Source organism: Pantoea sp. C8B4, assembly GCF_051336905.1.
Taxonomy (GTDB): Bacteria; Pseudomonadota; Gammaproteobacteria; order Enterobacterales; family Enterobacteriaceae; genus Pantoea; species Pantoea rwandensis_B.
In genome coordinates this window covers 1-11,547 of the sequence record NZ_JBGMNK010000024.1, presented here as the reverse complement: position 1 = coordinate 11,547, position 11,547 = coordinate 1, and the positions used below count along the sequence as shown (strand labels likewise).

Sequence of the window (11,547 nt, the reverse complement as noted above, 5' to 3'; positions counted from 1 at the left end):
CAAACAAAGGCCGGTTAATCCGGCCTTTTTCATTTTTGTTACCTTTGAGGTTGCATAATGGATTGGCGTTTTTTACAAGCGAACAAAGAGGCGCGCTGGGCATTTTATCTGACGCTGGCGTATCTCGCCGTCTGGGGCCTCAGCGCCTGGCTAGGCGGCAATGAGAGCGGCATCACCGGATTACCGCACTGGTTTGAGATCTCCTGCATTTTCGCCCCGCTGCTGTTTATTGTCCTTTGCTGGTTGATGGTTCGCCTGCTGTATCGCGATATGTCGCTGGAGGATCAAGATGGACAGTGAAATCATTCTGCCTCTGTTAGCCTATCTGGTCCTGATCGCCGGATTGTCGGTGTTTGCCATGCGCAAACAGCGACAGGGGAATTTCCTCACTGAATACTTCCTCGGCAGCCGTTCAATGGGTGGCTTTGTGCTGGCCATGACTATTACCTCCACCTACATCAGTGCCAGTTCGTTTATTGGCGGGCCGGGTGCTGCCTATAAATATGGTCTTGGCTGGGTATTGCTGGCGATGATTCAGGTGCCGGCGGTGTGGCTCTCGCTCGGTGTGCTAGGAAAAAAATTTGCCATTCTGGCGCGGCGCTACAATGCGGTGACATTGAATGACATGCTGTATGGCCGCTATGGCAGCACACTGCTGATTTGGCTCTCCAGTATTAGCTTGTTGGTGGCCTTTGTTGGCGCGATGACCGTGCAGTTCATTGGGGGCGCGCGTCTGCTGGAAACGGCAGCAGGTATTCCCTACGACACCGGCCTGCTGATTTTCGGCGGCACTATTGCGTTGTATACCGCGTTTGGCGGCTTCCGTGCCAGCGTACTCAACGATGCGATGCAAGGTCTGGTGATGCTGATCGGCACCTTCCTGCTGCTTTTCGCGGTGATCCATCAGGCAGGCGGACTGGAAACGGCCGTGACCAAGCTGCGCACTATTGATCCACAGCTGGTCTCTCCGGAAGGCGTGGGCAATGTCATCAACCCGACTTTTCTCAGCTCCTTTGCCGTATTGGTGTGCTTTGGCGTGATTGGCTTACCGCACACGGCAGTGCGTTGTATTTCGTATAAAGACAGCAAAGCCATGCATCGCGGCATTATTCTGGGCACCATTGTCGTGGTGATTCTGATGCTCGGCATGCATCTGGCGGGGGCGTTAGGTCGTGCCATTCTGCCGGATCTCACTGTTCCGGATCGCGTGATCCCGACACTGATGATCACCGTGTTGCCGCCAATGGCAGCCGGCGTGTTTCTCGCTGCACCGATGGCAGCGATCATGTCGACGATTAACGCGCAGCTGCTGCAATCCTCCGCTACGCTGATCAAAGATCTCTATTTGCGTATTGCACCACAGCACAGCGAGAATGAATCGCGCTTGCGGATGCTATCCGGCACCATCACTTTCGTGCTGGGCATATTGCTGTTACTGGCGGCATGGAATCCACCGGATATGATTATCTGGCTCAATCTGCTGGCCTTTGGCGGACTGGAAGCCGTGTTCCTCTGGCCGCTGGTATTGGGACTGTATTGGGAGCGTGCTAACTCGACAGGTGCTATCAGCGGCATGGTGGTCGGCGCGGCTTGCTATACCTTGCTCGCCAGCCTGAACATTGAACTATGGGGCTTCCACCCTATCGTTCCCTCATTGACCTTAAGCCTGCTGGCCTTCGTGGTGGGTAATTTGTTTGGCAGCACGCCTGAAGCGCGTCACGCTGCAGTGAAATAAAGAGAAACGCTATGCCTTGGATTCAAATCAAAATTAACAGTACCGGCGAAAATGCCGAGCCGCTCAGCGATGCGCTGATGGACGTGGGCGCCGTCTCGGTGACGTTTCAGGATACCCATGACAACCCGGTTTACGAACCGCTGCCGGGTGAAACACGTTTATGGGGCGATACGGATGTGATTGGTCTGTTCGACGCCGAAACCGAGATGGACGATGTGGTGGCAGAGCTGAGTCAACATCCGTTGCTGGGATCGCATTTCCATCACAAGATCGAGCAGATCGAGGATAAAGACTGGGAACGTGAATGGATGGATAACTTCCACCCGATGCGTTTCGGTGAACGTTTGTGGATCTGCCCGAGCTGGCGGGACGTGCCGGATCCGAATGCCGTCAACGTGATGCTGGATCCGGGCCTGGCGTTTGGTACCGGCACCCACCCGACCACTTCGCTCTGTCTCACATGGCTTGATGGGCTCGATCTGCAAGGCAAAACCGTGATCGACTTTGGCTGTGGATCCGGCATCCTCGCTATAGCCGCCCTCAAACTGGGCGCGTCGCAGGCTATCGGGATTGATATTGATCCACAGGCTATTCAGGCCAGCCGTGACAATGCGGAGCGCAATGGCGTTTCTGATCGTCTGTCGCTCTATCTGCCGCATCAACAACCTGAAAACCTGCAAGCTGATGTCGTTGTCGCCAATATCCTCGCAGGCCCGTTACGTGAACTGGCGCCGCTAATTAGCGTATTGCCAAAAGCGGGCGGACATCTGGGATTGTCGGGCGTATTAGCCAGCCAGGCCGAAGGGGTGTGCGAAGCCTATGTTGAGCGCTTCGAACTTGATCCGGTGGCTGAAAAAGAGGAGTGGTGCCGTATTACCGGCATACGTCGATAGCTCACGACTATCCTTTATGCCAGCCGCTTAATGGCTGGCATACATTCCTTCAAAGCCGCTCATTATCGTCCTAAAGTGCAAGCCTTGTCTGGTTCTCCCCCATCTAAAGCATTTCGTATGGCCTTCTTCCGCTCGCTAAGTATTATCGACTGCACGCCGCTGGTCGGTATCCTTTTAATCGAGAAACAGAGTGAAAAAGTTCGTTATCCTGAACATGATGCTGGCGTTCAGCGTCAATACCTACGCCGCTTCTGCTGCACCACATTGGAGTTACTCGGGTGAAACTGGCCCAGAGCATTGGGGCGAACTCTCGCCTGATTTTAAAACCTGCCAAATCGGTAAGTTCCAATCGCCCATTGATATTCGTCACACCATTGAAGGCAAACTGCCGCCGCTTAAGCTGAACTTTAATACCGCAGCAGAAAAGATGGTCAATAATGGCCATACCATTCAGGTGAATGTGGATGATGAAGATGAATTCGCATTAGATGGCGATATCTTTAAGCTGAAGCAATACCACTTCCACACCCCAAGTGAGAACCAAATTGAAGGTCGCGCTTACCCACTTGAAGCACATTTCGTCCATGCGAATGCACAGGGTGAGCTGGCGGTTATTGGTGTGATGTTTGAGTTAGGTGAAGAAAACACTGCGTTGAATCCAATCATTGCTGCGATGCCCAAACAGGTTAATCATGAAGTAGTAGTGAAACAGCGCGTGGATATGGAACCGCTTTTCCCTAAGGATCGCCACTATTATCGTTTTAGCGGATCACTGACCACGCCTCCATGCACCGAAGGTTTGCGCTGGTTAGTTATGAAGAACACCGTTACGCTTTCACAAGCGCAGCTAGATGTTTTCCAGCAGGCGTTGAAAGACGTTAACAACCGTCCACTTCAGCCGTTGCATGGGCGATTGATTGTAGAATGATTAGCAGCTCATAGAATGAGCAAAATAAGCACAATTAATAATCACATCACCGTCATTTCTTTGGCTAATTGCAAGATGTGGCGGTTTTTATATTGTGATTTCGCGCATGTTTTGAGAAATATCTTTGCACACAATTTAATCTGATATTTTTAATTATCTGATTTATAAACAATATAACCTTATCACCTCACTATCAGGCAGAGTTTTCCAAACTTGAATGGCGAATTGTTCAAAGTTTGGCCTTTCATCTTCCTTAAAAAATGCGTAATATACGCCGCCTTGCGAACAGTTAGGGTCACTTCTTTTTCATGCGCATTGGACACCATCAGCTACGTAATCGACTCATCGCTGCACCTATGGCTGGCGTTACCGACAAGCCATTTCGCACCTTGTGTTACGAGAACGGCGCGGGTATGACTGTCTCCGAGATGCTGTCATCAAACCCAGAAGTTTGGGCCAGTGATAAATCCCGTTTGCGTATGGTGCATAGTGACGAGCCTGGAATCCGTGCCGTGCAAATTGCCGGTTGCGATCCTGATGAGATGGCTGCTGCCGCGCGCATAAATGTGGCGTCTGGCGCGCAGGTTATTGATATCAACATGGGCTGCCCGGCTAAGAAAGTGAATCGTAAGATGGCTGGCTCAGCACTGCTGCAGCATCCGTCACTGGTGGAGTCCATCCTCCGTGCGGTAGTGAATGCGGTTGATGTACCGGTTACGCTGAAGATTCGCACCGGCTGGGACAAAGAAAATCGTAATTGTGTAGAGATTGCCCAATTGGCTGAACGCTGTGGCATTCAGGCTCTCACCATTCATGGCCGCACGCGCGCCTGTTTGTTTGAGGGGCACGCTGAATACGACAGCATTCGGACAGTTAAGCAGAGCGTTTCCATTCCGATTATCGCGAATGGTGACATTACTGACCCGCATAAAGCCAGAGCGGTGCTCGACTATACCGGAGCCGATGCTCTGATGGTTGGTCGCGCTGCTCAGGGAAGACCGTGGATCTTCCGGGAAATCCAGCATTATCTGGACACAGGGGAGCTGCTGGCACCGAAGCCGCTGGCTGAAGTGAAGCAAATGCTGATTGGACATATACGGGAACTGCACGACTTTTATGGTCAGCGCAAGGGATACCGTATTGCTCGTAAACACGTTTCCTGGTATTTGCAGGAAAGTGCTCCTGATGACCAGTTTCGGCGCACATTCAACGCCATAGAGGATGCCAGCGAACAGCTGGAGGCGTTGGAGGCATACTTCGAAAATCTTGCGTAAACGAAATAAAGAGCTGAAAGAACTATGTTCGAACAACGCGTAAATTCTGATGTACTGACCGTTTCTACCGTTAACTCACAGGATCAGGTGACGCAAAAGCCACTTCGTGATTCGGTTAAACAGGCACTGAAGAACTATTTTGCTCAACTGAACGGTCAGGATGTAAGTGATCTGTATGAGTTGGTACTGGCTGAAGTTGAACAGCCTCTGTTGGACATGGTGATGCAGTACACCCGTGGCAACCAGACCCGTGCAGCTCTGATGATGGGTATCAACCGTGGTACCCTGCGTAAGAAGCTGAAAAAATACGGCATGAACTAATTCATAACCGTAAATAGTTGAAAAGAAAGGCACTAAATTAAAATTTAGTGCCTTTTTTATTGAGCTGACTACACCACTAACTGGCTTAATGATTGATTGTGCTTTTTGATACCTGAAAAACATTTACCTCACTGGCTGAACATTCTTCACGCGTAGCATCGCTCTGAGTAATCACATCGTAAGATTTGCCGCTTACGTCATGAAAAGTGAAATGATAAACCTGAGTAAAGACGCCATCTTTCCTGGATTCGCTGGCGAGTAATTTCACAACAGTTTTAGGTTCATCAAGCTGGCCAACATCAACAACTTTTTCATTCTTGAGCCAGACTTCTGCCATATTCATCGGCCATGAATGACAGTCAGGCATAGCAGCAAAGGCTGAAGATGAAAAAATTATACCTGCAAAAATCAGAGTTCTTTTCATTGCACAACCTCAACCTGACGATCCCCGCTGGACCATATTTTATGTCTAATATTCAATGGCATGACAATACATCCATTCGAAGCACCACCGGGATGGGCCACACTGTCACCATGAATCAGGAACCCGGCACGGCCATACATCACGTTTGAAGGCGCGGGTTGCAGACGCATCGAATAGTTGCCGGTGTGGGGGTGATGGAATGGGTGTCAGGTAATCGTGTACTTCCCACGCGGCAGAGGACCCGTATCAGGAGTTGATTGCATGCCAGGGTTGTTCTTGCCGGCTCCCAAACCTGCATACCCTGTCGCCACGAGTACTCCGTTACGGGACAGTTGACCTGTACTCTGTTGGAAAACCCAGCTCATAAAATCTAACATCCTTTACAATCAATGAGTTTGGTTAGCCACATTAGTACAAAATGCAGGAAAATAAAATTTAGTGGCTTCAGGGTTCATCAAATATTCACCATGTTTTAAAACAACTTTTCCTCATGGTGATCACTTTGCCCTATATGCTTAATTCTGCGCGGATGGAAAAGATAGTTTCCCTGCGTTAGCAACGGATGAAACAATTGTCGCGGATATGGTAACGATAGTTGCAATTGCATCCGTGATATTTTGTCTCTCTTACGCACGTCTTTTGCCCCTTTTTAGCGCCAGCTTTGTGCGTCATAACGCCCGCCATGCCGCTTTCCCAGTGATCCTGCACTGTTTCTACCGTAACCCTGCAAACGCATACATTTTATCCTGAGTGATGGCTCACACTGCTTCCATATAGTGAAACTATTTGCACTATTTGTGATCGCGTCGTCTCGTCATGCAGCCTTTTGGTGCGCGATAGTAGCCAAAATTTCTGGATGCGTCCTTTTATTAAAAGATCTTTCCAGTGAATTCAGGATTCTGCAAACCTGGCATTACCTTTGCAGAGTCGTGGATGGCTAACCGCCACAGACAGAAAAAAGCGCACATTAAAGTGCGTGCAAACATAACAACACACGATCTCGCCACACAGGATGCTTTATGAAAAAGATGATGCTTTCCACCCTGGTCGCTGCAGCCTCGCTGTTCGCCGTTACTCAACAAGCGCACGCAGGCACCACGCTGGATGCCATTAAAAAGAAAGGTTTCGTACAGTGCGGTATCAGCGATGGCCTGCCAGGCTTCTCCTACGCTGATGCCAGCGGCAAATTTACCGGAATCGACGTGGATGTCTGCCGCGCTGCTGCGGCTGCGGTATTTGGTGATGCCAGCAAGGTGAAATACACCCCGCTGACAGCTAAAGAGCGTTTCACTGCGCTCCAGTCTGGTGAAGTGGATATCCTGTCTCGTAATACCACCTGGACCTCTTCACGTGATGGTGGCATGGGCTTCTTGTTCGCTGGTGTGAACTACTATGACGGCATCGGCTTCCTGACCCATAAGAAAGCGGGCCTGAAAAGCGCCAAAGAGCTGGATGGTGCCACCGTCTGTATTCAGGCAGGTACCGATACTGAGCTGAACGTGGCTGACTACTTCAAAGCCAACAAAATGCAGTACACGCCAGTGACCTTCGACCGCTCGGATGAGTCAGCGAAAGCACTCGACAGTGGCCGCTGCGATACCCTCTCTTCTGACCAGTCTCAGCTGTATGCACTGCGTGTGAAACTCGGCAAGCCAGATGATTTCATCGTGCTGCCAGAAGTGATCTCTAAAGAGCCGCTGGGTCCAGTAGTACGTCGTGGTGACGATGATTGGTTCACCATCGTTAAATGGTCTCTTTACGCCATGCTGAACGCAGAAGAAATGGGCGTGAGCTCTAAGAATGTTGATCAGATGGCGGCCAAGCCAACTACTCCGGATATGGCTCACCTGTTGGGTGCAGAAGGTGACTTCGGTAAAGACCTGAAACTTGATAATAAATGGGCTTACAACATCATCAAACAGGTCGGTAACTATCAGGAAGTGTTCGATCGCAACGTGGGTAAAGACAGCGCACTGAAAATCGCGCGTGGCCAGAATGCACTCTGGAACCAGGGCGGCATCCAGTACGCTCCACCAGTACGCTAAGTCTGTTCTGCCAGTCGGGCACCGCACCCTGCGGTGCCCAAGCGTTTTCTTCACTGAGGTTTCAACATGTCACAACGCCCAACCGTAAAGAGGGATTTTTCGTTTGGTAATCCTACGGTTCGCGCCTGGCTTTACCAGATCATCGCGATTGTGGCCGTGCTTGCTGTAGTGGGATATCTGGTCCACAACACAGTAATCAACCTGGCCAACCGCGGCATCACGTCCGGTTTCGGATTTCTTGAGCGCAATGCCGGTTTCGGCATCGTCCAACACCTGATCGATTACACCGAAGGCGATACTTACGCGCGCGTGTTTATGGTGGGGTTGACCAACACCCTGCTGGTTTCCGCACTCTGCATTGTGTTTGCCTCCATCCTGGGCTTCGCCGTGGGGCTCGCACGCCTGTCTGAAAACTGGCTGCTGCGTAAACTCTCGACCATCTACATCGAGACGTTTCGTAATATCCCACCGCTGCTGCAGATCTTCTTCTGGTACTTTGCGGTATTGCGTAACCTGCCAGGGCCACGTCAGGCACTCAATGCGTTTGATCTGGCGTTTGTCAGTAACCGCGGTTTGTATATTCCGTGGCCAGAGTATGCACCTGGCACCTGGCCATTCCTGATTGCGCTGGCACTGGCCATCCTCGGCAGCGTTGCGCTTTTCCGCTTCAACCGTAAGCATCAATTAAAGACCGGCCAGTTACGCCGCACGTGGCCCGCTGCTGCAGGTTTGATTGTGCTGTTACCACTGATTGCACACACATTGTTTGGTGCCGCAACGCATTGGGATGTACCAGAACTGCGCGGATTCAACTTCCGCGGCGGCTTTGTGATGATCCCCGAGCTGGCGGCGCTAACGGTGGCGCTGTCTGTGTATACCTCATCGTTCATTGCGGAAGTGATTCGCTCCGGGATTCAGTCCGTGCCGCACGGTCAGAATGAAGCAGCTCGCTCACTGGGTCTGCCAAATCCTGTCACGATGCGCCAGGTCATCATCCCGCAGGCGATGCGCGTGATCATCCCACCGTTAACCAGCCAGTATCTCAATATCGTGAAGAACTCATCATTGGCGGCGGCCATTGGCTATCCCGATATGGTGTCGTTGTTTGCCGGTACCGTGCTGAACCAAACTGGCCAGGCGATTGAAACTATCGCGATCACCATGGCGGTCTATCTGATCATCAGCCTGCTCATTTCACTGCTGATGAACCTCTACAACCGCAAAATTGCGCTAGTTGAGCGATAAGAGAACGGGATCATTATGTCTGTTACCACACACGATACATCGCCTGCACCCAGCAATCCGTTAGGGAAAGCCTGGCTGTGGGCGCGCAAAAATTTGTTCTCCAGCTGGCTGAATACCCTGCTCACGTTGTTCAGCTTCTGGATTATCTGGAGTGTGATTCCACCGGCGCTGGAGTGGCTGATTTTCCAGGCCAACTGGATTGGCGAAACACGTGCAGACTGCACCAAAGCAGGTGCATGCTGGGTGTTCATCCATGCACGTTTTGGCCAGTTTATGTATGGGCTTTATCCACACGAACTGCGCTGGCGCATTAATCTGGCGTTGGTGATTGGCTTAGTGTCGATCGTTCCCATGTTCATTAAGTCTATGCCACGCCGTGGTCGCTACATTGCCTGCTGGGCGGTGATCTACCCGATCGTTGTCTGGCTGCTGATGTATGGCGGCTATCTGGGGCTGGATCGCGTGGAAACCCGCCAGTGGGGCGGCCTGACGCTAACGCTGATTATTGCCTCAATTGGCATCGCCGGCGCGCTGCCGTTGGGGATTCTGCTGGCGCTGGCTCGACGTTCAAAAATGCCTGTGGTTCGCACCCTGTCAGTCATTTTCATCGAGTTCTGGCGCGGTGTACCCTTGATTACCGTGCTGTTTATGTCATCGGTGATGCTGCCGCTGTTTATGGCTGAGGGCACAACCATCGACAAGCTGGTACGTGCGCTGGTTGGGGTAATTCTCTTCCAGTCCGCTTATGTTGCAGAAGTGGTGCGTGGCGGCCTGCAAGCGCTGCCAAAAGGGCAGACTGAAGCAGCGGAATCACTGGCACTCGGCTACTGGAAAACGCAGATGCTGGTTATTCTGCCGCAGGCACTCAAGCTGACCATCCCCGGATTAGTGAATACCATCATCGCACTGTTTAAAGATACCAGCCTGGTGATCATCATCGGCCTCTTCGATCTCTTCAGTAGCGTGCAGCAAGCCACCGTTGACCCCACCTGGTTGGGTATGTCGACCGAAGGCTATGTGTTTGCTGCCATGGTTTACTGGATTTTCTGTTTTAGCATGTCGCGCTATAGCCAGCATCTGGAGAAGCGCTTCCACACCGGGCGTAAATCGCACTGAGGTTTTACATGACACAAATTATGACTAATGCGGCTGACGCCATGATGATTACGCTCGAAAACGTGAATAAATGGTACGGTCAGTTCCATGTTCTTAAAGATATTAATTTACTGGTGAAACCCCGCGAACGCATTGTTCTTTGCGGGCCTTCTGGCTCCGGGAAATCGACGACTATTCGTTGCATCAATCATTTAGAAGAACATCAACAAGGCCGTATCGTAGTAGATGGCATCCATCTTAACGATGATGTGCGCAATATTGAGCGTGTACGCACCGAAGTCGGCATGGTATTCCAGCATTTCAATCTGTTCCCGCATCTTACTGTGTTGCAAAACTGCACGTTGGCACCGATTTGGGTGCGTAAGATGCCGAAGAAAGAAGCGGAAGAGTTAGCGATGCATTATCTGCAACGCGTGCGTATCGCGGAACATGCCCATAAGTTTCCAGGACAGTTGTCAGGAGGGCAGCAACAACGTGTGGCGATCGCGCGTTCGCTGTGTATGAAACCGAAAATCATGCTGTTCGATGAACCAACCTCAGCACTCGATCCAGAAATGGTGAAAGAGGTTCTCGATACCATGATTGGTCTGGCAGAAGATGGTATGACGATGTTATGCGTGACGCACGAGATGGGCTTTGCGCGTACTGTAGCGGACCGGGTGATCTTTATGGATCGCGGAGAGATCGTTGAGGAAGCGCCACCGCAGGAGTTCTTCGCGAATCCTAAATCAGAACGTACACGCGCCTTCCTTTCTCAAGTTATCCATTGATATTCAATGAGCTACTTAAGCCTCTGCACAATCTGGCAGAGGCTTTTTTATGCCCGTAATATTATTTCGCATTAACTCATTTCGACGTTTTTGGCGAATCTTGAGCCTGGTTGCGAGTTTTAAACATACAAAAAAGCCCTGAACTTTCGTTCAGGGCTTCTGTGTTTGATGCCTGGCAGTTCCCTACTCTCGCATGGGGAGACCCCACACTACCATCGGCGCTACGGCGTTTCACTTCTGAGTTCGGCATGGGGTCAGGTGGGACCACCGCGCTAAAGCCGCCAGGCAAATTCTGTCATTTACCGAACTCACGCTTTAAAACTGGTGCTGATACCCAGAGTCGAACTGGGGACCTCACCCTTACCAAGGGTGCGCTCTACCAACTGAGCCATATCAGCACACTTTAATTTGATGCCTGGCAGTTCCCTACTCTCGCATGGGGAGACCCCACACTACCATCGGCGCTACGGCGTTTCACTTCTGAGTTCGGCATGGGGTCAGGTGGGACCACCGCGCTAAAGCCGCCAGGCAAATCTTGGTGCACGAAACGAATCTTTTACGCCGTAGCTGCGTTGCTCTCCCTCGCGCTGTTCGGTCACATACTTCAGTATGCTCCCTCTCATCGTCTCGGTCGGCGCCTTGCCCCTGCGCAAAATCTTTCGTTTCCGCTAATTCTTATCCGGATGAATCAAGCTGAAAATCTACTTCTGCGTCTCTCAAAAAACGCCTCTGGCGTTGTAAGGTTAAGCCTCACGGGTCATTAGTACCGGTTAGCTCAATGCATCGCTGCACTTAC

Annotated in this window: 12 protein-coding genes, 1 tRNA gene and 2 rRNA genes; 10 read left to right on the top strand and 5 right to left on the bottom strand. The window is 51.2% G+C overall.

Annotated features, from left to right (window positions below; all coding sequences use genetic code 11):
• Positions 1 to 57: 57 nt before the first annotated feature.
• The 6 genes from ACCW76_RS19985 to fis all read left to right on the top strand — a co-directional run bounded on the left by ACCW76_RS19985 (position 58) and on the right by fis (position 5,151).
• Entirely contained in the window at positions 58 to 300 is a 243-nt protein-coding gene (locus tag ACCW76_RS19985) for a YhdT family protein (protein ID WP_436339896.1), read from the top strand.
• Positions 290 to 1,735, top strand: coding sequence for a sodium/pantothenate symporter (panF, locus tag ACCW76_RS19980; protein WP_436339894.1), 1,446 nt, complete (start codon positions 290 to 292; stop codon positions 1,733 to 1,735). The genes ACCW76_RS19985 and panF overlap by 11 nt, the downstream gene beginning before the upstream one ends.
• Before the next feature lie 11 nt (positions 1,736 to 1,746).
• Complete coding sequence (gene prmA / locus ACCW76_RS19975) at positions 1,747 to 2,628, top strand: 50S ribosomal protein L11 methyltransferase (RefSeq protein ID WP_436339893.1); 882 nt, start codon at positions 1,747 to 1,749, stop codon at positions 2,626 to 2,628.
• Between the two features lie 214 nt (positions 2,629 to 2,842).
• On the top strand, positions 2,843 to 3,556 hold the full coding sequence (locus ACCW76_RS19970) for a carbonic anhydrase (protein WP_436339932.1): 714 nt from the start codon (positions 2,843 to 2,845) through the stop codon (positions 3,554 to 3,556).
• A gap of 308 nt (positions 3,557 to 3,864) precedes the next feature.
• Positions 3,865 to 4,830 (top strand): tRNA dihydrouridine synthase DusB, encoded by a 966-nt coding sequence (dusB, locus tag ACCW76_RS19965; protein WP_038644355.1) that lies wholly within the window; start codon positions 3,865 to 3,867, stop codon positions 4,828 to 4,830.
• Between the two features lie 24 nt (positions 4,831 to 4,854).
• The gene (gene fis / locus ACCW76_RS19960; protein WP_003855228.1) at positions 4,855 to 5,151 is read left to right on the top strand and encodes a DNA-binding transcriptional regulator Fis; all 297 of its coding nucleotides are present in this window, start codon (positions 4,855 to 4,857) and stop codon (positions 5,149 to 5,151) included.
• Between the two features lie 85 nt (positions 5,152 to 5,236).
• Here the strand turns inward: fis and ACCW76_RS19955 are convergent, their stop codons facing one another.
• Both ACCW76_RS19955 and ACCW76_RS19950 read right to left on the bottom strand, forming a co-directional pair.
• A complete protein-coding gene (locus ACCW76_RS19955) occupies positions 5,237 to 5,575 on the bottom strand; it encodes a hypothetical protein (RefSeq protein WP_436339891.1) in 339 nt (112 codons plus the stop codon).
• Complete coding sequence (locus ACCW76_RS19950) at positions 5,572 to 5,745, bottom strand: tlde1 domain-containing protein (protein ID WP_436339889.1); 174 nt, start codon at positions 5,743 to 5,745, stop codon at positions 5,572 to 5,574. Before ACCW76_RS19950 ends, ACCW76_RS19955 begins: the two co-directional genes overlap by 4 nt.
• Positions 5,746 to 6,594: 849 nt before the next feature.
• Here ACCW76_RS19950 and ACCW76_RS19945 point away from each other — a divergent pair.
• The 4 genes from ACCW76_RS19945 (at position 6,595) to ACCW76_RS19930 (ending at position 10,751) form a co-directional block, all read left to right on the top strand.
• Positions 6,595 to 7,620 (top strand): amino acid ABC transporter substrate-binding protein, encoded by a 1,026-nt coding sequence (locus ACCW76_RS19945; RefSeq protein ID WP_034830184.1) that lies wholly within the window; start codon positions 6,595 to 6,597, stop codon positions 7,618 to 7,620.
• A gap of 66 nt (positions 7,621 to 7,686) precedes the next feature.
• Complete coding sequence (locus tag ACCW76_RS19940; protein WP_034830186.1) at positions 7,687 to 8,865, top strand: amino acid ABC transporter permease; 1,179 nt, start codon at positions 7,687 to 7,689, stop codon at positions 8,863 to 8,865.
• A 15-nt stretch (positions 8,866 to 8,880) separates the two neighbouring features.
• Positions 8,881 to 9,981 (top strand): amino acid ABC transporter permease, encoded by a 1,101-nt coding sequence (locus ACCW76_RS19935; protein WP_436339887.1) that lies wholly within the window; start codon positions 8,881 to 8,883, stop codon positions 9,979 to 9,981.
• Positions 9,982 to 9,989: 8 nt separating this feature from the next.
• Positions 9,990 to 10,751 (top strand): amino acid ABC transporter ATP-binding protein, encoded by a 762-nt coding sequence (locus ACCW76_RS19930; RefSeq protein WP_034830190.1) that lies wholly within the window; start codon positions 9,990 to 9,992, stop codon positions 10,749 to 10,751.
• 170 nt (positions 10,752 to 10,921) lie between these two features.
• Here ACCW76_RS19930 and rrf (ACCW76_RS19925) read toward each other — a convergent pair.
• The 3 genes from rrf (ACCW76_RS19925) to rrf (ACCW76_RS19915) form a co-directional block, all read right to left on the bottom strand.
• Positions 10,922 to 11,037: ribosomal RNA gene (gene rrf, locus ACCW76_RS19925) — 5S ribosomal RNA — on the bottom strand.
• A gap of 36 nt (positions 11,038 to 11,073) precedes the next feature.
• Positions 11,074 to 11,149, bottom strand: a tRNA-Thr gene (locus ACCW76_RS19920).
• A gap of 15 nt (positions 11,150 to 11,164) precedes the next feature.
• Positions 11,165 to 11,280: ribosomal RNA gene (gene rrf / locus ACCW76_RS19915) — 5S ribosomal RNA — on the bottom strand.
• Between the last annotated feature and the right edge of the window lie 267 nt (positions 11,281 to 11,547).

What these genes read in the sequence shown, in the direction of transcription:
- ACCW76_RS19985 (WP_436339896.1), top strand. Translation starts at nt 58, where the DNA reads ATGGATTGGCGTTTTTTACAAGCGAACAAAGAGGCGCGCTGGGCATTT.
- panF (WP_436339894.1), top strand. Translation starts at nt 290, where the DNA reads ATGGACAGTGAAATCATTCTGCCTCTGTTAGCCTATCTGGTCCTGATC.
- prmA (WP_436339893.1), top strand. Translation starts at nt 1,747, where the DNA reads ATGCCTTGGATTCAAATCAAAATTAACAGTACCGGCGAAAATGCCGAG.
- ACCW76_RS19970 (WP_436339932.1), top strand. Translation starts at nt 2,843, where the DNA reads ATGATGCTGGCGTTCAGCGTCAATACCTACGCCGCTTCTGCTGCACCA.
- dusB (WP_038644355.1), top strand. Translation starts at nt 3,865, where the DNA reads ATGCGCATTGGACACCATCAGCTACGTAATCGACTCATCGCTGCACCT.
- fis (WP_003855228.1), top strand. Translation starts at nt 4,855, where the DNA reads ATGTTCGAACAACGCGTAAATTCTGATGTACTGACCGTTTCTACCGTT.
- ACCW76_RS19955 (WP_436339891.1), bottom strand. Translation starts at nt 5,575, where the DNA reads ATGAAAAGAACTCTGATTTTTGCAGGTATAATTTTTTCATCTTCAGCC.
- ACCW76_RS19950 (WP_436339889.1), bottom strand. Translation starts at nt 5,745, where the DNA reads ATGCGTCTGCAACCCGCGCCTTCAAACGTGATGTATGGCCGTGCCGGG.
- ACCW76_RS19945 (WP_034830184.1), top strand. Translation starts at nt 6,595, where the DNA reads ATGAAAAAGATGATGCTTTCCACCCTGGTCGCTGCAGCCTCGCTGTTC.
- ACCW76_RS19940 (WP_034830186.1), top strand. Translation starts at nt 7,687, where the DNA reads ATGTCACAACGCCCAACCGTAAAGAGGGATTTTTCGTTTGGTAATCCT.
- ACCW76_RS19935 (WP_436339887.1), top strand. Translation starts at nt 8,881, where the DNA reads ATGTCTGTTACCACACACGATACATCGCCTGCACCCAGCAATCCGTTA.
- ACCW76_RS19930 (WP_034830190.1), top strand. Translation starts at nt 9,990, where the DNA reads ATGACACAAATTATGACTAATGCGGCTGACGCCATGATGATTACGCTC.